Raw genomic sequence first — 24,054 nt, forward strand, 5'->3', positions numbered from 1 at the left:
AGCCATTGCTTTCGCCCGCCGCTCCATGGAATTGGCCGCTGGCCCCAGCTTCAGCTCCGGGTCGCGGTCCAGCTCTTCGGCTGAGAGCTGATCGCCCCGCTCCAGCGCAGCCTCCCGCTGCGCTTCAAGCGACCGGTGATCGACGCGCTCCACCTCGCCTGCCCGCTCCAGAGCGCGGTTCTGTAGATCGGCCCAGAGGCCGCGCATCTGCTCGATCTCGACGCCGCCGGTTTTCGCGGAATCGAGCACGCGGGTCTTGGCTGTGAAACCCTCGGCCTCCAGCTTGCGGGTGGAGGTCAGGACATGGGCATGGTGATTGCGCTGATCGCCTTCCCGGTGCGGCGAATGGATCGCCACATCGACGGCCACGCCGTAGCGGCTGACAAGTTCCTGGGCGAAGTCACGGGTGATCTGAGAGCGGGCCTCGGCACTGATCTCGGACGGCAGGGCCAGCTCCCACTCGCGGGCGGTGACGGAGTTGCGGCGGGTCTCGCTGGCCTCGACCTCGTTCCAGAGGCGGGACCGATCCGTAGCCCAGTCCGGGGCGTCCTTCGGGGTCAGGATGAAGGTCTCCTCGATGCCCTGCTTGCGGGTGTAGTCGTGGACGCGGCCTTCGCGCTGGCACTCGATGCGCTCCCCGACACGGTAGGCTGCTGCCGCCGTGGCAGAGCGCCCGGCGCTGCGTTTGATCGTCTTCACAGAGAGGTGGTAGCTCGCCATGCGCCCTCCTCTCTCAAAGGCAATAGTTGCCGCTGTGGCAGAACGCCCAGCTCTTGGCTCGTGACAAGAGCTGAGGTGTTGGTGCAGAGTGGGGATGAAGCCCAACCTCTTCCGGTTCCCTTCGGAAAGGGCTTCGTCCTCCCTGTTGGGCGTAAGACGGTGGTTTTGGAGATCAGTGATCCAAGACCGCCGCAGCTTTGCGCAACCGTCTTTTCCCCGGAGGCCCGCGCCCCAAATCGCAGTGCGCGTTCGCACCGCTGGGGCTGGAGGGGAAAAGACAGCCCGCCCGAAGCGAGCCTTTGGCTCACTGAGGCGCGGGCTTGCCAGTGACCTGTCCCCAGATCCCCAGCCTCATGGGGGGCGAGATATGGGGACAGATCACTGGCGGTTTGCCGGGGGCAAACCCGGTATCGTGAGGGGGCGGCAGCTCCTGGGCGCGATACCTCCCGCAAGGGAGACACCAGCGGCAGACCGGCCCCCACCGTGGGGCATCGGGCGAGACGTTGGTGCGACCTTGCGGGACGCGATCCAACTGCCAAAGTTGGCCTCGGTGAGTTTGAGAGGCCGGGTGGGCCTTTCATTCCGGCGCGCATCGCGTCGGACGGAGTTCGCCATCGGCTGAGGCCCTGCCTCAAGGAGATCGCACGCAAATCTCGGAACCGAAGGTGGAGAGTTTGCATAAGTGCGCCCTTGTCCTTTACAGGCCTACGGGTAAGCGCTACCGATAGTTGTTGCAAGCCTAACCTTTACACCTGCCCTCTTTGAAGTGGATTCCCGAATTGGCCGAGACTGAGCTTGAACGCGCCGAGAAACGCTATGCCCAGGCCAAGGCCCGCCTTCAGGCGCTGAAGAACCGGGAAGCCACCAGACAGCGCAAGCTGGATACCAGGCGCAAGGTGATCCTGGGCGGGGCGCTCATGGACCTCGCGGAACGGGACTCCAGCGCTGCCGCCATGCTCGACCGGCTGATCCGCAACCTCTCCCGTGAACAGGACCGCAAGGCCTTTGCGGAATGGGACGCCCCCTCCCCTGCCCCTACCGATGAGGACGCGTCCTGATGCGGAGCGTGATGCTCGTCTTCGGTGGGCTGTTCCGCTTCTTCGGTCGGCTGATCTTCACGCCCATCCTGTTGGGCTGGATGATTGGCGCTGTCCTCTTTGGAGCGATGCTCGGAACGCTTGTGGCCACCCCGTTCATCTTTGCCTTCTTCGACCAGACACCGGGCGAAAGCGCCTGGCAGTGGCTGGTCTTCGGTCCCTTCATGTTTGTGGGTGCTGTCTTCGGGTTCCAGTACTGGCGCATGGCCTCCGGTGCCGATGCGTATTTCGGGCTGACCGGCGACAGCCACGGTTCCGCGCGGTTTGCGAACCGCAAAGAGCTGAAGAAGCTGGAGCGGGACAAAGGGCACAAAGATCGCGGTCTGCTGATCGGGCGCAATCCGCACACCGGGCGGCTCTTGCGCTATGACGGCCCGGCACACCTGATCACCCTCGCCCCGACGCGGGCCGGGAAAGGTGTCGGCACCGTGATCCCGAACCTGCTGGCGGCGGAACGCTCCGTCCTGGTCATCGACCCCAAAGGCGAGAATGCCCGGATCGCCGGGGAAGCCCGGCGGCGCTTCGGGACAGTTCACATCCTCGATCCGTTTGAAGTCAGTGGGCACCCCTCCGCTTGCTACAATCCGCTCGACCGGCTGACCCCCGACAGTCTCGATCTCGGCGAGGATGCGGCCTCCCTGACAGAGGCGCTGGTCATGGACCCGCCAGGCCAGGTAACGGAAGCGCACTGGAACGAAGAAGCCAAAGCCATCCTCGGCGGGCTGATCATGTTCTGCGTCTGCCACGAGGATCGCGACCGGCGGTCGCTCGCGACCGTCCGGGAATATCTCACCCTGCCCCCGGAAAAACTCCGGGCGCTGTTGGAGCTGATGCAGGACAGCGACGAGGCAGGCGGGCTGATCGCCCGTGCCGCCAACCGCTTCCTCGGCAAGGCGGATCGGGAAGCGGCTTCCGTGCTGTCGAACGCGCAACGCCATACGCATTTTCTGGACAGCCCCCGGATCGCGAAGTGCCTGGCGCGCTCGGACTTCGCCTTCTCCGATCTGCGCCACCGGATCACATCCGTCTTTCTCGTGCTACCGCCCAACCGGATGGACGCCTACAGCCGCTGGCTGCGTCTCCTGGTCTCTCAGGCCCTCCAGGACATCGCACGAGACGCTGAACGGCCTCAGGGCGCGTCAGAGGGGCGTTCTGAGCACCTCAAGGCCCCAGCCCTCTTCCTCCTCGATGAATTCGCCGCTCTGGGCCGTCTGGAGGCCGTAGAACGCGCCATGGGGCTGATGGCAGGCTACGGGCTTCAGCTCTGGCCGATCCTGCAGGACATGAGCCAGCTCAAAGACCTCTACGGTGAACGCGCGGGCACCTTCATTGCCAATGCCGGGGTGCAACAGGTCTTCGGGGTGAATGATTTTGAGACGGCCAAGTGGCTGAGCCAGATGATCGGCCAGGAAACTGCCGGGTTCCAGACCGACAGCTTCAAGCCCGGTGATGGTCCCAGCTTCTCGAACAACCTCACAGGCCGCGATCTGCTGACCCCCGATGAAATCATGCAGCTTCCACCGGATCGTCAGCTCTTGCGCGTCCAGGGGCAGGCCACCGCCATCGCGCAAAAACTGCGCTACTACGCCGATCCTGAATTTGCCGGGCTGTTCACACCTGAAGCCCGATAACCTGAAAGCAATCCGCCATGTCTGACACGCCCGCCTCCCCTGCCCCGCTTTCGGACGATGATCTGCGCGAAACTCTCGATCTTCTCGCCACGGCGGTCGCCAGCATCTCGGATCGCGTGGATGATCAGACACGGGTGCTCGACCGCGTGAACAAGACAGCGACGGAGGCCCGCTCTGCCGCCTTCGCAGCTCAAAAGCAGACGGACCCGGAACACTATGGCGAGATTGTCGGGGCAACCATCGACGGCAAGATCGGTGACACCCTAACCCGCGTTGGCCAGATGGCTGGTGATTTGCTGCGGGCGTCGAACCATACCCAGGAGGTTCTCAAGAAAGCTGAGGAGGCCAGGTCGGACACCATGCGCCAGCTCTGGGAACGGGAACAGAAGCTGGATCGTTTCAAAAGCCGTCTTCCATGGTTCGGTCTGGGTGCTGTCGTTCTGGCTCTCGTGCTGACAGTGACGCTTCCTCGTTTCTTAGCCAGCAACGTTTCCATGTGCGCTGTCCTCGGAGCGTCCTGGACCACGACAACCACGGGGGTTGATGCCTGCGTGTTCTATCAGCGGTGATCGGTGAAGTGCTGATGGCTGCCAGGTCTGGCTGATAAGCTGGGTGTTATATATGTGTTAGAATCTGTGTTACGCGTCTTCAGAACTGGTGTAGCGTTTTGAAAGATAAGAGATTTCTCTGAGACTTGGTAACTGAAAACACGAATCTCGGTAACTGAAATCCTGCTTTTGGTAACTGATAACACGAATCTTGACTGCGGTAACTAAAACCACGAATGTCGACTCATGGTAACTGATAACACGAATGCCCTCGCCCCGCTCCTGCCGGATCGCCATCCGCAGCATGATCTGTTCATCTGTGATGTGGCTGACGCTGTCCTGAAGGACGTGATGCAACACATGGAGCACCCGTTTTATTCCCTCTCAAAGAAGCCTGAGACGACGATCAAGCGCTATGAGAATGGCGATAAGTGGCTACAGATTACGCCGAGTGTGAAGGGCTTGGCGACGATCTACGACAAGGACATTCTGATCTACTGTATCAGCCAAATCATGGCGAAGCTGAAGGAAGGCGAAGCTGTTTCGCCCCGTGTCCGGATTAACTCCAGAGAGCTGCTGATCTTCACAAATCGGGGTACAAGTGGCCGGGAATACCAGTCCCTGCTCGATGCCCTTGATCGCCTTGAAGGGACGCGGATCAGGACAAACATTGTCACTGGCGATGAAGAGCAAGTCGATGGATTTGGCCTGATCGATGCTTCTTCGATCCGCCGAAAGCACGGTTTGGACGGGCGTCTCTTGTGGTGTGAAGTGAAGCTGTCAGATTGGGTTTTCAACGCAATCCGGAACGAAGAGGTACTGACTCTCCACCGGGACTACTTCCGCCTGCGCAAGCCGATTGAAAGACGGGTGTATGAGATCGCCCGGAAGCATTGTGGGCAGCAGAAAACCTGGCGCATCACGCTGGCTAAGTTGCTGCTTAAGACTGGGTCGCAAAGCCCACAGAAGCGCTTTCGGCAGATGATCCGGCAGCTCGCAGAGCACGACCATTTGCCGGATTACCACGTTACCTTTGAAGATGAAGCCGACATGGTGGTGTTCACCAATCGCGGCACGATGTCCCCTGCCCAGCTTGTTGAAGGCAGTATTCCACCACTGCAGTCCGACACCTACGAAGAAGCGCGCCATGCAGCGCCGGGTTGGGACGTTCGTTTTCTGGAACGAGAGTGGCGCGACTGGTGTGTTGAGCCGCCCCGCAACGCTGACCGCGCTTTCATTGGATTTTGCCGAAAGTGGTTTGAGAAGCGAGGTAGGCCCTGAGATTGAAAACCGGTAACAGAAATAAATCCGGTAACGAATTAATTTCTGGTGTTGGATTTATTTCCGGTATGGGATATAAAACTGGTAACAACTAAGTGGCAGGATCGAGCAATGCCCGTCATCGTTATGGCAAGCCCCAAAGGTGGGGTTGGAAAATCGACATGCGCCGTTCTTCTGGCGTCTGAGTTCGCCCGCATGGGCGCGGATGTCACGGTGCTTGACTGTGACCCGAACAAGTCTCTTACCCGGTGGGCGTCTCATGGCGCACCTTCCGGTGTGACCTTGAAGAGCGATGTTGGCCGCTCAGAGATCGTTCCGACCATCCGGAGCGCGGATGGTGACGGCAAGATCGTCATTGTGGACCTCGAAGGGGTTGCCTCTCAGCTCGTCAGTCGCGCCATCTCCCAAGCGGATTTGGTGATTGTTCCGATGCAGCCAACAGCGCTAGACGCGGAGATCGGGTCCGAAGCGTTGGCGTTGGTTCGCGAAGAGGAAGAAGCGCTTGGACGGTCAATCCGTCATGCTGTGGTGCTGACCAAGACCAGCGCAGCCGTCAAAAGCCGTGTCCAGAAGGAGTTGGAAGAACAGCTCAGTGGGGCAGGGATCGACGTGATCGAGCCGTCCCTGGTCGCGCGCGCAGCGTTCTCGGAACTGTTCGCCTATGGGGGCGATCTGACAGCGATGATGAATGACCCGGAGATGGTCACAGGCGGCAAGGTAGATAAAGCGTTGGCAAACGCTCAGGCATTCACGGAGGCGGTTTATGAGCGGCTCAAATAGACTTGCGGGGCTGAAAGCCCGTCCCAAAGGGACGACCGTTGAAGAAGTCCGGCGCGTGGACGAAGTAGGAGAGGCGAGGGGGTTTCTCGACCGGACGCCACGTAAGAAGCCTGGACGCAAGCCTAGCCCTCGGACCCATCAGTTGCATCCAAAGGTTTTCCCCACGGTGGGACAGGAAATCGCTGCGGAAGCTGAGCGTCTCGGAATCACGCAAGGTCAGCTAATTGAAGAGATGTGGTCTATATACAAGGATAAGCACTGAAATATCAGTGCTTTAAACAGATTCATAGCCTCGAAAGAGATCATGTGCTAGACGAGAACAAAATGAGAAAATACGGACTTGTCCCGTCAGCAATGCAGGGAAGCTAATGTTTAAATTCTACGAATTTTTTGCTGGCGGAGGTATGGCGCGAGCCGGACTTGGAGGAGACTGGAAGTGCGAGTTCGCCAACGACTTCGACCGGAAGAAGGGCGTAACTTACAAGAAGAACTGGGGCGATGGCGAGATGATCGTGGACGACATCCGCAACATTGGTCTCGAGGATCTTCCCGGACACGCTGACCTCGTGTGGGGTTCATTCCCCTGCCAGGACCTTTCTCTAGCGGGTGGTGGGGCAGGGCTACGCGGCGACCGCTCAGGAACCTTCTGGCCTTTCATTGCACAGCTCGAAGAATTGAAGAGGGCAGGGCGCGCGCCAACCGTGATTGCGGTCGAGAATGTTGTCGGAACTCTGACCTCACATAAGGGTGCGGATTTCACCGCTATCTGCGAAGCACTGGACAACCTGGGCTATCGGTATGGCGCGTTTATCGCCGACGCTTCACATTTTGTCCCGCAATCCCGGCCACGGCTATTTGTGATTGCTATCGAAAAGAGCGTTGAACCATTGAAGACCAGTCCGGAGCCAACGGCACCGTGGCACACGGCTGCATTGAAGAAGGCGCACAGCCAACTCCCGGAACATCTAAAGAAGTCCTGGCTATGGTGGCGGATGCCAAAGCCACCGAAGCGCGAGATGCGTTTCGCCGATGTAATTGAGGCGAAGCCTGCATCAGTCAAATGGCATACGGTTGCCGAAACGCGGGCACTATTGTCCATGATGAGTGATGTGAACCTGGCCAAAGTTGAAACGGCTAAGGCTGCTGGTGTGGTTATGGTTGGTGGTGTCTACAAACGCACGCGCTATCACCACGGCATCAAGGTTCAACGCGCAGAAGTGCGCTTTGATGACGTTGCGGGGTGCCTAAGAACACCCGCAGGCGGATCGTCTCGCCAACTCATTCTTGTGGTGGATGGCGAGCGTATCCGTTCACGGCTGATCTCCACACGCGAGACGGCCCGCTTGATGGGTTTACCCGACAGCTACGAGCTGCCACAGGCATACAACGAAGCCTATCATTTGACTGGTGATGGTGTTGCTGTTCCAGTTGTGCGATACATTGCAAAACACATTTTGGAACCGGTAGTTAAGGGCGCGCGCGCCTCAAGGCCACCAACAAAGGCACCCACAGCGAAGGCAACATGAACGACGAGATACCGTGTCAGAAAGACCCTCAGCTTACAGAGCGCATCGAGCAATTTTCAGAGGTCTTGAAGACACAAGCGCATCGTCTCGATCCCTTTGGGATGACCGAGCAAGACTTCTACGATAGCGGGATATTTGAAGGTTCAATCCAGCGAGTCCGAGGTCAAATCTCCGCGTCCATGGGGGAAAAAAAGACCTTCGTGAAGCACATCCTCAATCACATGCAGGATGGTGGTTTCATTCAAGAATGGATCGAAGCCGGTGGCTCCAATAGGCATGACTACTCGGTTACGCTGAACGATGGAAAAATTGCGGCTATCGAGCTGAAGGGCTGCCTAGACGGGAACAACACAAACATCTCTGCCCGACCTCCTCATGCAAATGAGTTCATCGTGTGGAGCGTCTGCCAAAACAAGGGTGCCGATCCTCGACACAACGTCTGGTCTGGCATCCACACTCGCTTCTCTGCAGATATCATTGCCGAGGAAAAGCGGGTGGACGGCTTGGTCGTCTGGGACTGGCTGTGCGGAACCGCAGCACGCGTCTGCCCCAAAATCGCTGGTAGAGAAGACCGCATTACTGAAGTGGGTCCATATAGGCTACCGCCGCCATGTATCTATCTCTTTCCTGGCACGATCCCGAGCCCTCGGAACAATCCGGCCCCACGTCCGCAAAACATCAATGACGTTGGTATTCTTGATGCCATGCATCGTTGTTTTGGGGGCGATGAAAACGAACTGAACAAAGTCCATTTCGAAGCGGCCATGAATGGGGTCGATTTGGTAAGAACAACAAAGATTGTCAGGGATGGTAGTATCCGCAGAGAGTCAAAGCCTACCCCCATCCGTCGCTCTTAGGATTGACTACGCTTCTGGCTCCAAGTTGAAGCGGGCACCATGGCGCCGGTAAACGTCTTTGACGAGATCGAGCATTGCCGAAATCATATCGTCCCACTCTTCATCGGTGCGCTGAACTGTTCCTAAAGCTGCGCGGAAATGGACCAAGCCGTTTCGGACTTTGTATATGTCTGCCGCGATTTTTTCTGCGGTAATCTCCTGATCGCCATCCCGATGACCTGAGAAGCTTTCTCTCAGTGGGGCGACTATCGTGTCGTCACATTCTCCAATAATTTTGGCTAGCGCATCGTCTTCTTTTGGGCGCCAAGCAAGGTGGCTCTCCAACAAGTCAGCTATGCTGCGGTAGGGCAGGGTGGTAGGCCACGCCTCGACAAGGGCGGCGAGCCTCGGAACCGCATAGAGCTGCTCGATCGCGCGATAGAGTTCCAGAAAGAAGCCCCCCCAAGAAATCGACAACATGCCTTGCAGGACATTTTCGAACGGTACGTGCTCTGAGCCTGATTGAAAAATGTCAGCGACCTTGTTCAACGTCGTGCCTGAGGGAGCTATTGGGCCATCGGCATAGGACCGTGCCGTCAGCGCCCCAAGGACGCGGACCACATTTGCGGTGTACTCGTAATTCTGGTCCGCTTCAAAAATATCAATGCTTGGAAAAAGGTTAGTGATAGCCGCCAGTTCGTATCCGTCGAAGCCTTCGACTCCTCCATGTAAGTCGCCAATGGCTTCCAGAATTTCTAAGCCCCTTGCACTCGGATGGATGTCCGATTGCGTTAGTGCCACGGCAAGAGTGCCTGGAGTGAGTTCAGTCGGCGTCAATCCATCTGGAAGGCTTTCTGCCTCACCGATCCCCAAGACAGCAAAATAGCGCACAGCGTCATGCTCAAAGTGGATTGCCCTGATCTGTCTGGTGATCTGCTGATAGCCCAAGACGTCGGCCTCAGCCATCAGTGAAGCGTCGGCGCCACTCAGCCTGCGTATCCATCTCGCTTGGTCGGCACCGGGTATTGGGACGCCGCTATCACTCGCATGCGCGATCAAACGCGCAAAAATCTGTTGGCTCATCTGGATTCGGGAACGATTGGCCATGCCTAGGCCCGCCAACATGGCTCCATACTTGGAACCTTAAAGTCCTCTTCAAACAGGACTTTGAAGGCAGAGTCGAAAAACGCTCTTTCGTAGCGACCAACTGCGGACCGCTTCTGTCCGTATAGGCGCTCAGAAAGAACATCCAGCTTTAGGAACGTTTGAAGTTCATCGCTTCCGTAGCCGTCTAGCTTGTCAATCAGCGTCTTAAGATTGCTCTGAATTTCTGCCAACTTTGCATTCGTTGCATCTGGATCGTCATCTTGCTCCATGCCAACACGGCCAAGAATTGTTGTTGCTGCAGCAACAACAAAACCAATCCGCGCCGGTTTGCTATCGAAGATACTACGTCCCTTTTTCAATTTCTGGGCAGTGTCATCTACCTGAGCCGCGATGGCAGCTTCGATGTCTGCATCAAACCTAGAGAAGGCCTTGTCCAGATCGACCATCATTTGAACAACCGGATAGAAAAAGTCCCGGTACTGGTGCGAAGAGAGCGCCTCGGTCATATCAAGCCGCGAAAACTCGTCTGCCAATGTCTCTTGAGTATCAATGTCGGTCTTTCGAAGGCCAAAGGCGATGTAAAGCTCGACCAAATTATCTGGAGCATACTCTCCGGCTTTTGACCTCCTTTCGCCTGCGTTTGTGTCCAGCACACGCTCAAATTTGACCAGGTCTTTCATCTCCTCGATCAAGGGCGCATAGACGACTTGAAGCTGGCGGCTTAGGTTCCAAGGCACTTGTCCTGTGTTAAGAACCAGCATTCTGTATATGAGGCTTTCCGTTGTATCAGCGATCCAGAACTCGACCCGCATAGGGCGCCCCTCGACGCTGTCGCGCTCTCGGTCCAAAGCTTCCAGTAGCGCAGTCGTACGCTGCATACCGTCAATAATTGAAAGAGCCTCAGAATAATCACTACTGACTGCCGCAACCGTGTCGGCAGTCGAATTTTCCTGGATAGACGTGATGAAGTCATTGTTAGCGACGACGCCGACAACAACCGGCGGCAAAACTGCCCCTTTGACGATATCATCGACCATCCGAGAACGAATTCTTCGAGCAGTCGTAGTCTTGAGTGCATCCCGTTGATGAGCCAAACCGCCGCGCTTCTGATAGGCGGAATCCACCAGCTCAATGTAATCGCCGACGGTCATCGCCGTCATAATGGAAGTGCAGTTGACCCGTTGGTCATGCAGAAGTGTGTGGTCAATAGATGTCGTCATTATTTGTTGACTCTCAATCAGCGTTCACTGGCATAAACGGAAGCTATCACCTTTGGTTGTGCCCGTCTTCTGCATCATTTGATTTCGTGGCGGAAGCGCCGCCACATCGGCTAACGCTCTCACACCTGTTTCGTTTTTTGTCTCCGATTACTTTCAGACCTCTCACGCGCGCCGCACTGTCCGCTCGCTAACTTTGAACAACCGTGCGATCTCGGCAATGGCACGCTGCTCTTCATCTCGCATGCGCCTGACTTCCTTCTTCTGAACTGCTGACAGGGCAGGGGGCCTGCCGCCGACCCGACCTCGATTGCGGGCTGAAACTAGCCCTTCTCTGGTCCGCTCTGAAATCCGCTCGCGCTCAAACTGAGCAATAGAAGCGAAAACATGGAACACGAGACGGCCCGCCGGCGTCGTGGTGTCGATGTCCTCGGCCAGAGACCGGAAGCCGGCACCGCGCGCACGGATCGCCTCTACGATCTCCAAGAGGTCCTTCAGAGACCGAGCAAGGCGGTCATACTTCGTGACGGTCACAACATCGCCGTCGCGGAGCTGCTCTAGCATTCTGTCCATTTCCGGGCGGGTGCGCCTCGATCCGCTGATCTTGTCTGCGAAAACCTTCTCGGCACCGGCTACCGAAAGGGCGTCCGTCTGTGAATCCAGGCTCTGGTCGTCCGTGCTGACGCGGGCATATCCAATGATCATGCCTCACTGTGACAAAAACCTGCCAAAACCGCAAAGGTTTTGCCGAGGGTTTTTGTCCAAGCTAAGCGGTTGATCCTGGGTAGGGTAGGGCACCCGGCCAAAAACGACCGTTTTAGGCGTATAGGTTCTGGCAACAGGTTTTTGTCACGACGCCGCATGTTGATGTTCATCGACCTCACGGCGTTCCGCGAGCGCCTGGCGCACGATCTGGAAGGCCGAGGATAGGAACAGGCTGGCCATGATGGCCGCGACGATCAGGTCCGGCCACCCTGTAGCCGTGCCCCATACGCCGAAGGCCGCGATCATCACCGCCACGTTGCCGATGGCATCGTTGCGCGAGCAGAGCCAGACGGAGCGCACGTTGGCATCACCATCCTTGTAGCTGACCAACAGGAGGACGCTTGCAAGGTTGGTCGCCAGAGCGAGAGCTCCGATCATGCCCATGATCTCGGCTTCCGGTACGCCGACATAGAAGACGCGGTAGATGGTGGAGCCCAGGACCCAAAGCCCCATGAGAAGCAGGCTGATACCCTTCGCGAGGGCCGCATTGGTCCGCGCGCGGATCGAGGCACCGATTACGGCAAGCGAGATGCCATAGGTCAGGGCATCACCCAGGAAATCCAGTGCGTCAGCCTTCAGCGCCTGCGACTGGGCGACCTGGCCCGCCGTCATCTCGACCGCGAACATGGTGGCGTTCAGCGCGATGACGATCCAGAGCCGTCGCTTGTAGTCGTCCGATACGCCATCGAACTTGGCATCGTGCCCGCAGCACCCTGACATCAGACACCCTCCTTCAGAATAGTAGATGTTTGCACCGGAAGCAGGTTGCAGTCCCCGCCGGGGATTGCTGGCACATGACCTTGCCTGATGCGTGCAACGCGTCGATTCATCCAGTGCCGGACAACAAGGCGATAGAAGAGCCCCCGAAGACCAGAGAGCTGCCGATGGTTCGCGTAGAACTCATCCGGGCTATCGAAGACGCCGAAGTCGTGGTTGATTCCGGTCTTCTGGATGTAGGTGTTCTCGCCTGTCCAGGCGACAGGCGGAGCCTGGAGACAGTCTGTCCCCGCGCCATAGGCACAGAGCGAGGTGCGGTCCGGGAAGCGCTCCTGAAGCGCGCTCAGAACGCCCTGATCGAGGATAAAGCCTTCGAGGTTGATCCACGCTCCATCGAGCAGGACTTCGATCCAGGAATGGATGATGTTTCGGGGCGCGAGCGGGTAGACCAGTTCCGGGACAACGCCACGCTGCAAGCCTTTGTCGATGGTAAAGCCGTGGAAGCGACAGGGGATGTCCAGCGCCCTGAGTATCGCCATCAACAGCGTGCCTTTCGTATTGCACTGGCCGTATCCGTCGGCCAGCACGCGGGACGCAGGCAGCGCGTCGTCGCTGTTGTAGCCGAACAGAACTTCGTTGCGGACGAAGTCATAAGCCGCGCCAGCGCGGGCCGCATGTTCGAGTGACGACCATTTTTGCTTCTTGATCAGCGCTTGGACCGCGCCTGATCGGTAATCGAGCATGGGGGTTTCTGCGAGGTATTTCCGGGACATGGTTCACTCTAGTTTTGCTGGCCCGTCTCATATACGATCTCTAGTGACTAGAGGTTCAAGAGGTAATTTCATGTTCTCAATTGGAGAGCTGTCGCGTCGCACGAGCGTCAAAGTGCCGACGATCCGCTATTATGAGGAGACAGGTCTGCTGGACGCCCCGGAACGAACGGAAGGCAATCAGCGCCGGTACGATGCTGCGGGCCTTGAGCGCTTGAGCTTCATCAAGCATGCCCGCGACCTCGGCTTCTCGATAGAAGCGATTGCGGGCCTGATTGAACTGCAGGATCACCCCGACCGCTCATGCCAGGCAGCAAACGATATCGCGATTTCTCAGCTTTCTGAGGTTCGGGGGAAGATCAAACGGCTCCGTGCTCTGGAGAAAGAGCTGGTCCGGATTTCGAAGGGCTGCGATGGTGAGGGCGTGACAGGTGACTGCTACGTGCTGGCCTCACTTGCCGACCACGGACTCTGCCATGAAGACCACTAGGCACCCAAAAGTCATACGTTTTTGTCACCGGCGATAACGACCGCATTCGCCGGTCCAGCTAGGCCCGCTCAGCGGACAAACCGGACTTGTGCACATGCGGCTATTGCTGACGCAGCATCCTCTCGCATTTGCAGCATGGGCGATTGAGGCGAGAATAAATTTTGCACAAAAGCAGACACTCTTAGAATTGCGCCTTCGCCGACCGAATGCGGCAGTACGACTACTGCCGATTTATTGTGATCTTGGCCAGCAATCCCTTCCCGCCGGGCTCGAATGTCAACGTCCCACCATGCACGCTGGCGATGGTCGACACGATCGTCAGCCCCAAGCCATGACCACCAATCATCTTGGTGTTGCTGCCGCGTTTGAATGGGGCCATCAGGTTTTCTATGTCCTGAGTGGTGGTATTGCCGCCTTCGTCTTCCACGGTGATGACAACGTTATCGGCGTCCTTTTCCATCCCGATTTTGGCGCGGCGTCCATATTTCAACGCGTTGTCGATCAGATTTGACAGGGCACGGCCTAGCGCGATCGGCCGCACAGTAACAATCACCTTGTCGTCTGGCGGCAGCGTGCCCTTGCCCCGGCGCGACATGAAAAGCGATTGACCACCTTCCACAATAACCCTTTCGCCGGTCAGAAATTCAACCGGGCTGCCCACGTCCTGATAGTCTGCCACAATGGCCTCGATGAGTGAAGTCAGCGAGACGCGGCGCGGTTCTTCGGCGTCGAGTTCGGCACGGGTGTAGGTAAGAACGCTTTCGATGATGCCAGTCATCGCATCAATATCAGATTCCAGCTTTGTCCGAAGCTTCTCGTCGGGGATCAAGGCGGTACGAAGTTTCAGTCGGGTGGCTGGGGTGCCCAGATCGTGACTGACACCAGACAGCACGGCGACCCTCTCGGCCAACCTGTCGCGCTCGACCGCCAGATAGTTGTTAACTGAAGTCACAATTTCTTTGAGTTCGAGCAAACCGTCTGTCTCATAGGACTGAGGCCCGCCAATTCGGTTCCGGTCGCGCAGCATCTGGGCGAACCCTTGGAACTGGGCCGAACTGTTCAGGACTAGCGTCACGAGAATTCCGACAGCAATAGACACGAGGCCCGCTGCCGGGAGCCTCAGGTCTTTCGGGGCAGCGGAACAGTTCCAAACAGTTTCGCCTGTAATCCTGACCCAGGGAGCCTCGCCTTGTTTGGCGATCAGGACCGGATCGCTACAATAGGTGGCCAAAAGCATGGTGAGCGCGCCAAGGGTTTCTGCGGGGGTTTGGTCCAACCGCGTTGAGACATCGGCAAGCGGATAACGCAGATCGGAAGAGATAATTGCAATCGCCAAGGGATTGGCGGACCGCGCGCCTTCAAAGCTTGGCCGGATTGAGAAATTTGTGACAAGCGCTGGTTTTGGCACCCCGGGAATCGCTTCGAATTGCCCTTGCTCGGCAAGTGTCCGGGCCGCAGGATCAAGCCCGCGGATATCTATCCCTAAAGGTGGTTCACCGCCCGATTGCAGGCTGTCGTACAACACAGCACCGGCGAATTTCGCATTAACCAGATGGGCCGACCAACGGGCATTTGACGTCAACCAAATCCCAGAGGCAACCAGCCCAAGGAGAAATGCTGAGATTACAAGAATAACGCCTCCAACCCGCAGACTTCTGAGGTTGGTCATTGGCCATCCTCCGCGACGACATCGACTGCAAATACATATCCAACGCCGCGCTCGGTGCGCAGCATTTCGGGGGCTTTGGGATCTTTCTCGATCTTGGCTCGAAGTCGTCCGACAAGAACGTCGATGGCGCGGCCCTCGGCATCCGAGGCCTTCTCGCCCTCGCCTGTCACGTCCAGGGCGACCGAGATTTCTTGTCGCGTCAGAGGGATGCGGGCGTTGGCCAGCAGCGCTCGCAAGAGCATCGTCTCGCGGCGCGAAAGCGAAACCTGATAACCTTCGGGCGATATCACTTCGTCTCGCTTTGAATCGTAGTACCAGCCTGCGAAACGAAAGGTTGCCTTTTGGCGCCGGTGTGCAAGCGACGAAGTGCGCCGCGCTCGCGCCAGCACCGCCCGTATACGCGCCAGCAGCAAATCAGTGTTGAAAGGCTTTGCAATATAGTCATCCGCTCCTACGGCATAGCCTGCCATCCGGTCGCTGTCTGCGGATAGCGCCGAGACCATGATGATTGGCACCGATTGTTCCTCGCGTAGTCGGGCGCAGATTTCGACACCGCTTTCATCGCCCAGCATGACGTCTAACAGGATCAGGTCTATCCGGCCGGACGCCAGGTGTTTGCGAATTTCGGCTTCGTTGCCGGCGGGCAGTGCGATACAGCCGTTTTGCTGCAGGAACATGGTCAGCATCTGTCGAAGCTCGGCGTCGTCGTCGACAACAAGCAATCTTGGTATCGTCAAAATGATTCTCCGTGCGACCAGCGCTGTTTTTGTCCGTATGTAACACTGTGCAACAGAATCAATGCCCAGGTAACAGCCTGTAACAATTCGACTGATTTTTGTGCAAGCGACGGGAAAACCTGCTCTGCAATGATTGCATGGCTCATGAAAGATGAGCCTAAATTACGTCACAAGGGCCGGACCAAAGACCAGCCTGAAAGTCGTTACGGGAGGAACCCAAATGAAAAACTATGTATTAGGCGCTGTGTCCACAGTCGCCCTTATGTCGGCCAGCGTTGCGGTGGCTGAACCCCAAGCTGAAGTCCTGCACTGGTGGACATCCGGCGGTGAAGCAAGGTCGGTTGCCGTTCTGCAGCAAGAGTTTGCGGATAACGGCGGGACATGGACCGACATGCCGGTTGCCGGCGGTGGCGGCGATGCCGCTATGAGCGCGCTGCGCGCACGGGTGCTTTCGGGCAATGCGCCTACCGCCGTGCAGCTGAAGGGCCCCGCCATTCAGGAGTGGTATGAAGAGGGCGTTCTGGCCGACATTTCTGCCGTTGCAGAGGAGCAGGGTTGGGCCGATGTTCTGCCTGCATCCATTGCGGGTCATATGCAGTGTGATGGCACCTGGTGCGCCGCACCGGTGAACGTACACCGTGTTGACTGGATCTGGGCAAATGCTGATGTCCTGGAAGCCAACGGCATCGAGATGCCGACTTCGTGGGAAGAATTCAACGCCGCCGCCGAAGCACTTCAGGCTTCGGGTATCATCCCATTGGCCCATGGCGGCCAGGCCTGGCAAGACGCAACCGTCTTCGAAGCGGTCGCTCTCGGTATTCTCGGGCCGGAAGGGTTTCACAAGGCGTTTGTGGAACTGGACCAAGAGACACTGACCTCTGATGAGATGGTCGCCGTGTTCGATCAGATGCGGGTGATGCGCGGGTTTGTCGACCCGAACTTCCCGGGTCGCGACTGGAACCTTGCCACAGCGATGGTGATGAACGGCGAAGCCGCCTTCCAGATCATGGGCGACTGGGCCAAGGGCGAATTCCTTGCCGCGGGCTTGGTGCCGGGCGAAGATTTCCTTTGCGCCTCCACCCCGGGTGACGGCTTCCTTTATAACGTGGACAGCTTCGCCATGTTCGCCGTTGACGGTGAGGACAGGCAAGCTGGTCAGGCGCTCCTAGCTGAGCTGATCGTCGGTCCGTCCTTCCAGGAAGTGTTCAACCTGAACAAGGGGTCGATCCCGGCACGCACCGATGTGTCTCTCGACGCTTTCGACAGCTGTGCGATCCTGTCGGCTGAAGACATGGCGGCCTCTAGCGAGAACGGCTCTTTGCTGCCCAGCTATGCCCACGGCATGGCCCTGCGCGGCGCACAGTCTGGCGCTATCACCGACGTCGTGACGGCGCACTTCAACTCCGAAATGTCGTCCCAAGAGGCGGTCGAGCAGCTTGCTGCGGCCATCGCAAACAGCCTCTGACGCTGACGGCAACAAGTGCCCGCGCCGTGTCGGCGCGGGCGATCCTACTCGGAGCACCCCATGACCAAATGGCTTGAAGACCACCTGCCAAAATTCGTTCTGGCGCCGTCGTTCATCGTGATCCTTGTCTTTGTCTACGGTTTCATCGCTTGGACGGCTTGGGTGTCGCTCACCCGGTCCCGGCTCTTGCCGAAGTACGAGATAGACGGATTCATTCAGTACCAACGGCTTTTCGATGCCCCCCGCTGGGACGTGGCCATGAACAACCTGTTCATATTTGGCACACTTTTCATCGTGATTTCGATGATCCTGGGGCTGCTACTGGCGATCCTTCTCGATCAGAACATCCGCACCGAAGGCGCCATCCGCACAATTTATCTCTATCCCATGGCGCTTTCGATGATCGTGACCGGCACCGCCTGGAAGTGGATTCTCAATCCCGGCTTGGGGGTTGAAGCCATGGTCCGGGGGTGGGGGTTCGAAAACTTCAGTTTCGATTGGCTCGTGAACCCAAACATGGCGATCTACACTATCGTGATCGCAGCAATCTGGCAAAGCTCGGGCTTTGTCATGGCGCTGTTCCTCGCTGGACTGCGCTCAGTTGATACTGAAATCATTCGCGCGGCGCAGGTCGACGGTATTCCGACGTGGCGCGTCTATACGGCGATCATCATCCCGTCGATGGCGCCGATTTTCCTGTCTGCTTTCATCGTCCTGTCGCACCTGGCGATTAAGAGCTTTGACCTCGTCATTGCGCTCACCGGCGGTGGTCCCGGCTTCTCTTCCGATCTGCCTGCCACCTACATGTACGCCATGGCGTTCTCACGCGGTGACATCGGTCAAGCGGCAAGCTCTGCCATGATCATGATGGCAGTCGTTTTCACCATCGTCGTTCCCTATCTCTACTCTGAACTGAGGGCGAAAAATGACTGATACTGCCATTCCCGCCGCCCGCAGCACCAGCAGGTTGGGCAAGATTGCCCTGCGCTGGCTGCTCTACACCATCCTTGGCCTCTTTGCCATTTACTACCTGATGCCGCTCTTCGTGATGGTTACTACATCACTCAAGAGCCTTGAGGAAATTCGCACGGGCGATTTGATTTCCCTGCCGCGCGAGGTGACTTTCGACGCTTGGAAAACCGCATGGTCCGAGGCTTGCACTGGCATCCAATGTGAAGGGGTCCGCCCGTTCTTCTGGAATTCGGTTCTGATCGCGGTGCCCGCCGTTCTGTTGTCAACACTCGTTGGTGCGTTGAACGGTTACGTGGTTGCTCATTGGCGGTTTCGCGGCTCGAACCTATTCTTTGCGGCCCTTCTCTTTGGTTGCTTCATTCCGTTTCAGGTTGTCCTTCTGCCCATGGCGCGGGTGCTTGGCCTGATGGGAATTGCAGGAACCATTCCCGGCCTGATCTTCGTCCACGTCATCTATGGGCTTGGGTTCACGACGCTGTTCTTCCGCAACTACTACGTCTCGATCCCCTCAGAACTGACCAAGGCCGCAAAGGTCGATGGAGCGGGGTTCTTCCGCATCTTCTGGTCGATCATGCTGCCCCTCAGCCTGCCCATCATCGTTGTCTCGGTGATCTGGCAATTCACTCAGATCTGGAACGACTTCCTGTTCGGCGTCTCGTTCAGTCAGGCAGGAACACAACCGATCACCGTTGCACTCAACAACATCGTCAATTCGACGACCGGCGTGAAGGAATACAATGTGGATATGGCCACCGCGATCATCGCTGCCCTGCCCACGCTTCTTGTCTACATCGTTGCCGGCAAATACTTCATCCGCGGCCTGACCGCCGGTTCCGTGAAAGGATAAATCCATGGCTCCCATTCTTGACATCAAGAACCTCTACAAGAACTACGGCCCGGTCGAAATCCTGAAAGATATCAACGTTTCGATAGATCCCGGCGATTTTCTGGTGCTGGTTGGCCCCTCCGGTTGCGGCAAGTCCACGCTGCTGAACTGCATCGCAGGACTGGAGCCGATTTCGGGCGGCACGCTCAGCATCGGCGGGCGCAACATGACCGATGTCAGCCCCAAGGACCGCGACATCGCCATGGTGTTTCAGTCCTATGCGCTCTACCCGACGATGAGTGTCGCCAAGAACATCACCTTCGGCATGAAGGTGCGCGGCGTCGATCCGGCGACGCAGGAGGCGAAGCTGCAAGAGGTCGCCCGGCAATTGCAGATCGAGCAGCTTCTGTCGCGCAAACCCGGCCAATTGTCGGGCGGGCAGCGCCAGCGTGTCGCCATGGGCCGGGCTCTGGTACGCGACCCGAAACTGTTCTTGTTCGACGAACCCTTGTCGAACCTCGACGCCAAACTGCGTGTCGAGATGCGCACCGAAATCAAGGAGTTGCACCAGCGTCTCGATGCCTCGATCGTCTATGTCACCCACGATCAGATCGAGGCGATGACCCTTGCGACCAAGATCGTCGTCATGAAGGGCGGCGTAATCCAGCAGATCGGCAGCCCCGCTGAAATCTATAGACGCCCTGCCAACCTCTTCGTGGCCGATTTCATGGGGAACCCGGCGATGAACCTCATTCCCGCAAAAGCCATGCAGAACGGCGAGGGAACCAAGATCGAGATTGCCCGGAAAGTCGGCGCGCCGATCATCCTGACAGACACGAACAACCGCGACCTGCCGGAAGACGTGATCCTGGGCGTCCGCCCCGAGGACATCGCCGAACCTGATTTCCGCGCAAACCAGGACGCACAACAGGCCGAATGCATGGTCGACATCGTCGAACCAGCAGGCGCCGACACTTTCGTTGTCATGCAGTTGGGTGGCAAGCATGTCACGGCGCGGCTTCATGCCGAAACCTCGGCAAAGCCTGGTCAGATGCAGCAACTGGCCTTTGATCTGGGTAAGGTTTCGTATTTTGCACCCGAAACCGGTCAGCGCCTGAACTAAATGATGCGGCTGGTTGCGGATATCGGGGGGACGAATACAAGGATCGCATTCGTCCCCCCAGGCTCGACCACGCCCGAGGGGGCGCGAAGCTTTCGAAATGCCGGGTTTGACGGTTTCGAGGATGTGATCTCGGAGTTTCTGTTTCACGAAGTGGCACAAATCGGAGAACTGATTGTCGCCATGGCGGGGCCGGTCGCCGGTAATTGCGGTCGCCTGACAAACCTTGATTGGGTCATTGACGGGCAAACGCTGTCTCAACGGTTTGGCGGGATCGCCGTGCGGGTGATCAACGACCTGACCGCCCTGGGTCATGCAGCCCTGAAACTGACGCCCCACCAGCTTGTTCCGGTCGTGGAAAATCCGGTGCACGGGTCGCTCCAACGCCAGGCGCTGGTGGTCGGGATCGGCACAGGATTCAACGTTAGCCCAACGGTCGAGGCAGTGGGCCACATCCTGTGCCCTGCGGTCGAAGCCGGGCATACCTCACTCTATGCATCAATCGAGGCGGAACTTGACCGATTGAAGCCGGGGCTTGCGCAAAATTTCCCCACCGTCGAAGCCCTGTTTTCGGGGCGCGGGCGCCGGAACTTTCTTTCGCTCCTAACCGGCGAAACCGTCGAGAGCGCAACGCCTTACATTGCCAATCACGGCAAAACAGAAAATGCGCCATTCGATGCGGCTCTGGACTATTACGCGACCCTCATCGGCATGTTATTGGCCGAGCTGAAGATCGCATATCTTCCCACAAGCGGGATTTTCCTGGCAGGCGGTGTTGCGCGCAGTTCGCTGACGGGGGAACGCTCACACCTTTGCAGCGAGGCCGCCATGCGAGAAAACACCTGCATCCAGATTTCACCGCCGGTGTGGCTCATTGACGACGACGCCGCAGCGCTGACCGGATGCGCGTCGATTGAAGTGCTCGCTCACCCGGCTTAGGCGAGGTGGAACTATAGCTCTGCCGAACTTCGGCGAAGCGCACGGTGCCGGCAATGTGTAGTTGGGCATAGAAGCCGCAGAATCCGCGTCCGGTGAACTGGCAAGGTCAACTGCGATGCGCGGCTTCTGAAGGTCCGGTTTTTCCGCCGCAGGGCAGCAAATCTGACTATGCTCCTGCAGCGAAATCTTCTCTGCGAGCGCGCGCAGCAAAAAAATCGAATTTACAGAGAGGGCTCTCTCCGGACCTTCTCCGCACCGCAGGATACACAGTTTCAAGGCATTCAATGCCCGTCTGCGCGAAGCGCCGGGCCTGGCGGCGGGTGGCCTTCAGGTTGCCCACCGACAGGTCACCCTGAAACCACCCTCGGCCAAGATCATACCAGAACGCAAAAGGCCCCCGCCTGCTGACGGAGGCCTCGATCATTTCGACGTTGCGGGCTGCTACTCGGCGGCCATCCGGTCGACCTGCGCGGTGCGCTCCATAATGTAATCCACGGCCTTCTGCGCCTCGGACGCTGCACGGAAAATCGCACGGCTGTCTTCTTTCATCGCTTCAAGCCATCCTTCGACATAGGCCGCGCTCTGATCGAATTCAGGCTCCACCCCGATCTGCGCACACAACATGCAATTGCCAATCTCGGCGACAAGCTCCTCGAAGGCATAAGCCTTGCGGTCGTTGAACCGGCCCAAGCGGTCCAGCCGCTTTGTCGCGCCAGTCCAGTGGATTGTCTCATGGGCCAAGGTGCCAAAATACCCAGCCGCCCGATAGAACGTGCCAATCGGCGGCATGTGAATCCGGTCAGTCTTGATGTTGTAATAGGCGCGCGGCTCCTCGGTCACGTCGATCTGCGCGCCGGTCGCGACAAAGAATGCCTCCAGCTCGGGATCGGCCACGGTGCCAAGATCACGGGGCGGATCGGGCAGGATGTAGAACTCGGCGGGCAAGCCCCCGATCTGATCGGCGTTGAACACGCGGTAGGCCTTGGCATAGGGGATCTGGCGTTCCTCGCCGTTCTCGTCCTCGCGCTCGACCGTGCCGTATTTCACGACCGTGGCGGATTTCTCGCCCTTGCGGACGTGTCCGCCAAGCTGTTTGGCCTGATTGAACGTCATCCAGCGGGCTGAGCTGTAATCCTTGGCCATCGCCGTCGCCCAAAGCATCAGGATGTTGATGCCCCGATATGCCTCTCCGTTGAACCGTTCCGGCAGGCTAACCCCGGCTCCGCCACCGGTCCACGGCTTGCGCCAGGGCGGCGTCCCCGCCTCGATCTGCGCGACGATCTGATTGGTGACATGGGTGTAAACGTCAAACTTCTCTGCGGTCATTTGTGACCCTCCTTCGAGTGACGCGGGCCGGGTCTCTTCCCCTTTCCGCCGATGGGCGGGCCTTCCTTCTCTGTTGTCTGGAATGCCCATGCATTCCGGACGGCAGAGCAGGTAAGGGCAAAGCCCGTCCTGCGGCCCGGCGGGGCCGTGACAACCGGGTGGAGGGCGTGAATTTGGGAGGGAACCGCGCGCCTTGCGCGTGGGAGGAACCGGAATTCTCGACCGGAACCGACGCCACCGGCGGCGCTTGCCGGTTTTCTCGGACCTGCCGGGATGGCAGGCGGAACAACAGGATTTGGGAACCGTCAGGGTTGGAGTGAGCGGGCGTCAGCCCGTCGATCCCCTGCCCTGTCTATCGCTCAAAGCGAGACCGGCACACTGCCGGGATCACTGAACTCTATCGAGCCACTCCCTGCCCGATAATATACGATTGATGCCTTGGTTAGATTCGGGCAGAAGAATATCATCATTGTTTCTGTTGATATGCGCTATGAACCAGACGGCTGAAATCGAACTAAACGTGACCACCGAACAAGGCCTTCGGGCGCTTGCCGAGGAGGGCCACACGGTCGAAGTGCTGTGCAAAGCCGATCCTGAACGTAAGGGTCCAAGCTGGTACGGTCTATGGATCATGCGGACTGTCGGAAAAGACAGGCAGGAAAAAATCCTTGTCACAGCCAGGACGCGCGTGACGCAGAATGCAATCAAGGTTCGCGAATTCAAGACGGCCACCGGCGTGATTTCCTTTCTGGTCGGTGTCGGCTTCTCTCAGGCGAGCATTCCCATGAAGAACGGGGAAACGACCTCTCATCGCCTCATCAGTGACTGAGGCCCGGATCGCGGTCGATGTCGCGCTCCTTCTCGACCTCCTGATCCTTCTCCTGTTCGCGCTCGTCCTCGATCTCCAGCCGCTCTCGTGGCTTGTTCAGCACGTCCTTCAGACGCTCGTTGACGGATGGCTTGCGCGCCTCGCGCCCGGCGTCCTCGCCCAGATCATACTCGCTGTGACCATCAAGCTTGTGAACCGCCGCCTGACCGTCGCGGCCCGCGTCTTTCTCCATGATCTCTTTCAGTCGCTCCCGCGCGTAATTGCGGCCTTCCGGCTTGGGCGTGTCGTCATGGTCCCGTGACCTGTCCACGACACGCGCCAGACGCTCCCGGAAATCCTCCGGGTTTCGGTCGCGGTCGCGATCTTTCGCGGTCGCAGCCCTGAGTGCTGCCAGACCGGCAGAGACGCGGCCCTGCCCGGCCTCACGCTCGGCTCCATAAGTCTCCCGCGCAATATCCAGGCGCTCGCGCATTTCACGGAAAGCAGCGCGAGCTTGGCGGGCGGCATGGACGACAGCGCCGCGCTCGGTGACGGGTTTGTATTCTCGTCCCTGGCGCTCAGCCATTGCTTTCGCCCGCCGCTCCATGGAATTGGCCGCTGGCCCCAGCTTCAGCTCCGGGTCGCGGTCCAGCTCTTCGGCTGAGAGCTGATCGCCCCGCTCCAGCGCAGCCTCCCGCTGCGCTTCA

At 58.3% G+C, this 24,054-nt stretch carries 23 protein-coding genes and 1 pseudogene; 14 read left to right on the forward strand and 10 right to left on the reverse strand.

Features of this window, described 5'->3' with window-relative positions; all coding sequences use genetic code 11:
• The coding region (gene mobQ / locus ACP15P_RS22285) for a MobQ family relaxase (protein WP_424930660.1) at window positions 1–720 on the reverse strand (720 nt) is incomplete at its 3' end.
• Window positions 721–1,499: 779 nt separating this feature from the next.
• On the opposite strand from mobQ, the gene ACP15P_RS22290 reads away from it, so the two are divergent.
• The 7 genes from ACP15P_RS22290 to ACP15P_RS22320 all read left to right on the forward strand — a co-directional run bounded on the left by ACP15P_RS22290 (window position 1,500) and on the right by ACP15P_RS22320 (window position 8,440).
• Window positions 1,500–1,778 (forward strand): hypothetical protein, encoded by a 279-nt coding sequence (locus ACP15P_RS22290; protein WP_043754815.1) that lies wholly within the window; start codon window positions 1,500–1,502, stop codon window positions 1,776–1,778.
• Window positions 1,778–3,448, forward strand: coding sequence for a type IV secretory system conjugative DNA transfer family protein (locus ACP15P_RS22295; protein ID WP_424930661.1), 1,671 nt, complete (start codon window positions 1,778–1,780; stop codon window positions 3,446–3,448). Before ACP15P_RS22290 ends, ACP15P_RS22295 begins: the two co-directional genes overlap by 1 nt.
• Window positions 3,449–3,465: 17 nt before the next feature.
• Window positions 3,466–4,017, forward strand: coding sequence for a hypothetical protein (locus ACP15P_RS22300; protein ID WP_424930662.1), 552 nt, complete (start codon window positions 3,466–3,468; stop codon window positions 4,015–4,017).
• Between the two features lie 225 nt (window positions 4,018–4,242).
• The gene (locus ACP15P_RS22305) at window positions 4,243–5,277 is read left to right on the forward strand and encodes a replication initiator protein A (protein WP_076625755.1); all 1,035 of its coding nucleotides are present in this window, start codon (window positions 4,243–4,245) and stop codon (window positions 5,275–5,277) included.
• A 111-nt stretch (window positions 5,278–5,388) separates the two neighbouring features.
• Window positions 5,389–6,057 (forward strand): ParA family protein, encoded by a 669-nt coding sequence (locus tag ACP15P_RS22310; RefSeq protein ID WP_050686606.1) that lies wholly within the window; start codon window positions 5,389–5,391, stop codon window positions 6,055–6,057.
• A 368-nt stretch (window positions 6,058–6,425) separates the two neighbouring features.
• Window positions 6,426–7,583 (forward strand): DNA cytosine methyltransferase, encoded by a 1,158-nt coding sequence (locus tag ACP15P_RS22315; protein ID WP_424930663.1) that lies wholly within the window; start codon window positions 6,426–6,428, stop codon window positions 7,581–7,583.
• A complete protein-coding gene (locus ACP15P_RS22320; protein WP_152467662.1) occupies window positions 7,580–8,440 on the forward strand; it encodes a hypothetical protein in 861 nt (286 codons plus the stop codon). Before ACP15P_RS22315 ends, ACP15P_RS22320 begins: the two co-directional genes overlap by 4 nt.
• A 6-nt stretch (window positions 8,441–8,446) precedes the next feature.
• Here the strand turns inward: ACP15P_RS22320 and ACP15P_RS22325 are convergent, their stop codons facing one another.
• The 5 genes from ACP15P_RS22325 to ACP15P_RS22345 all read right to left on the reverse strand — a co-directional run bounded on the left by ACP15P_RS22325 (window position 8,447) and on the right by ACP15P_RS22345 (window position 12,998).
• Window positions 8,447–9,526, reverse strand: coding sequence for a hypothetical protein (locus ACP15P_RS22325; protein ID WP_424930664.1), 1,080 nt, complete (start codon window positions 9,524–9,526; stop codon window positions 8,447–8,449).
• A 2-nt stretch (window positions 9,527–9,528) separates the two neighbouring features.
• A complete protein-coding gene (locus ACP15P_RS22330; protein ID WP_424930665.1) occupies window positions 9,529–10,746 on the reverse strand; it encodes a hypothetical protein in 1,218 nt (405 codons plus the stop codon).
• A 162-nt stretch (window positions 10,747–10,908) separates the two neighbouring features.
• On the reverse strand, window positions 10,909–11,448 hold the full coding sequence (locus ACP15P_RS22335; protein ID WP_424930666.1) for a recombinase family protein: 540 nt from the start codon (window positions 11,446–11,448) through the stop codon (window positions 10,909–10,911).
• 144 nt (window positions 11,449–11,592) lie between these two features.
• On the reverse strand, window positions 11,593–12,228 hold the full coding sequence (locus tag ACP15P_RS22340; protein ID WP_424930667.1) for a cation efflux transmembrane domain-containing protein: 636 nt from the start codon (window positions 12,226–12,228) through the stop codon (window positions 11,593–11,595).
• Complete coding sequence (locus tag ACP15P_RS22345) at window positions 12,228–12,998, reverse strand: transglutaminase-like domain-containing protein (protein ID WP_424930668.1); 771 nt, start codon at window positions 12,996–12,998, stop codon at window positions 12,228–12,230. The genes ACP15P_RS22340 and ACP15P_RS22345 overlap by 1 nt, the downstream gene beginning before the upstream one ends.
• 70 nt (window positions 12,999–13,068) lie before the next feature.
• Here ACP15P_RS22345 and ACP15P_RS22350 point away from each other — a divergent pair, with 70 nt between their 5' ends.
• The gene (locus ACP15P_RS22350) at window positions 13,069–13,485 is read left to right on the forward strand and encodes a MerR family transcriptional regulator (protein ID WP_424930669.1); all 417 of its coding nucleotides are present in this window, start codon (window positions 13,069–13,071) and stop codon (window positions 13,483–13,485) included.
• 220 nt (window positions 13,486–13,705) lie between these two features.
• Here ACP15P_RS22350 and ACP15P_RS22355 read toward each other — a convergent pair whose 3' ends face one another.
• Window positions 13,706–15,154: a sensor histidine kinase gene (locus tag ACP15P_RS22355; protein ID WP_424930670.1), complete on the reverse strand. Its 1,449-nt coding sequence runs from the start codon at window positions 15,152–15,154 to the stop codon at window positions 13,706–13,708.
• Window positions 15,151–15,891 carry a response regulator transcription factor gene (locus tag ACP15P_RS22360; RefSeq protein WP_424930671.1) on the reverse strand — a complete coding sequence of 247 codons (741 nt, stop codon included), beginning with the start codon at window positions 15,889–15,891 and terminating at the stop codon, window positions 15,151–15,153. The genes ACP15P_RS22355 and ACP15P_RS22360 overlap by 4 nt, the downstream gene beginning before the upstream one ends.
• Window positions 15,892–16,111: 220 nt before the next feature.
• Between ACP15P_RS22360 and ACP15P_RS22365 the strand changes: the two genes are divergently transcribed.
• Genes ACP15P_RS22365 through ACP15P_RS22385 form a run of 5 tightly spaced genes read left to right on the forward strand, consistent with a single transcriptional unit; the run spans window position 16,112 to window position 21,213 of the window.
• Window positions 16,112–17,356 carry an ABC transporter substrate-binding protein gene (locus tag ACP15P_RS22365; RefSeq protein ID WP_424930672.1) on the forward strand — a complete coding sequence of 415 codons (1,245 nt, stop codon included), beginning with the start codon at window positions 16,112–16,114 and terminating at the stop codon, window positions 17,354–17,356.
• A 60-nt stretch (window positions 17,357–17,416) separates the two neighbouring features.
• Complete coding sequence (locus ACP15P_RS22370) at window positions 17,417–18,289, forward strand: carbohydrate ABC transporter permease (protein WP_424930673.1); 873 nt, start codon at window positions 17,417–17,419, stop codon at window positions 18,287–18,289.
• Window positions 18,282–19,175 carry a carbohydrate ABC transporter permease gene (locus tag ACP15P_RS22375; protein ID WP_424930674.1) on the forward strand — a complete coding sequence of 298 codons (894 nt, stop codon included), beginning with the start codon at window positions 18,282–18,284 and terminating at the stop codon, window positions 19,173–19,175. Before ACP15P_RS22370 ends, ACP15P_RS22375 begins: the two co-directional genes overlap by 8 nt.
• 4 nt (window positions 19,176–19,179) lie before the next feature.
• Window positions 19,180–20,277: an ABC transporter ATP-binding protein gene (locus ACP15P_RS22380; protein WP_424930675.1), complete on the forward strand. Its 1,098-nt coding sequence runs from the start codon at window positions 19,180–19,182 to the stop codon at window positions 20,275–20,277.
• 3 nt (window positions 20,278–20,280) lie between these two features.
• Window positions 20,281–21,213, forward strand: a complete 933-nt coding sequence (locus ACP15P_RS22385; protein WP_424930678.1) for a glucokinase — start codon at window positions 20,281–20,283, stop codon at window positions 21,211–21,213.
• 441 nt (window positions 21,214–21,654) lie between these two features.
• Here the strand turns inward: ACP15P_RS22385 and ACP15P_RS22390 are convergent, their stop codons facing one another.
• The gene (locus ACP15P_RS22390) at window positions 21,655–22,539 is read right to left on the reverse strand and encodes an ArdC family protein (RefSeq protein ID WP_424930676.1); all 885 of its coding nucleotides are present in this window, start codon (window positions 22,537–22,539) and stop codon (window positions 21,655–21,657) included.
• Window positions 22,540–23,029: 490 nt separating this feature from the next.
• Between ACP15P_RS22390 and ACP15P_RS22395 the strand changes: the two genes are divergently transcribed.
• Entirely contained in the window at window positions 23,030–23,368 is a 339-nt protein-coding gene (locus ACP15P_RS22395; protein WP_424930677.1) for a hypothetical protein, read from the forward strand.
• Here the strand turns inward: ACP15P_RS22395 and ACP15P_RS22400 are convergent.
• A pseudogene (locus ACP15P_RS22400) lies at window positions 23,358–24,054 on the reverse strand (MobQ family relaxase); the annotation flags it as partial. The gene ACP15P_RS22395 and the pseudogene ACP15P_RS22400 sit on opposite strands and share 11 nt — an antisense overlap.

The organism is Amaricoccus tamworthensis (assembly GCF_049800875.1).
In the GTDB taxonomy this organism is placed as follows: Bacteria; Pseudomonadota; Alphaproteobacteria; order Rhodobacterales; family Rhodobacteraceae; genus Amaricoccus; species Amaricoccus tamworthensis.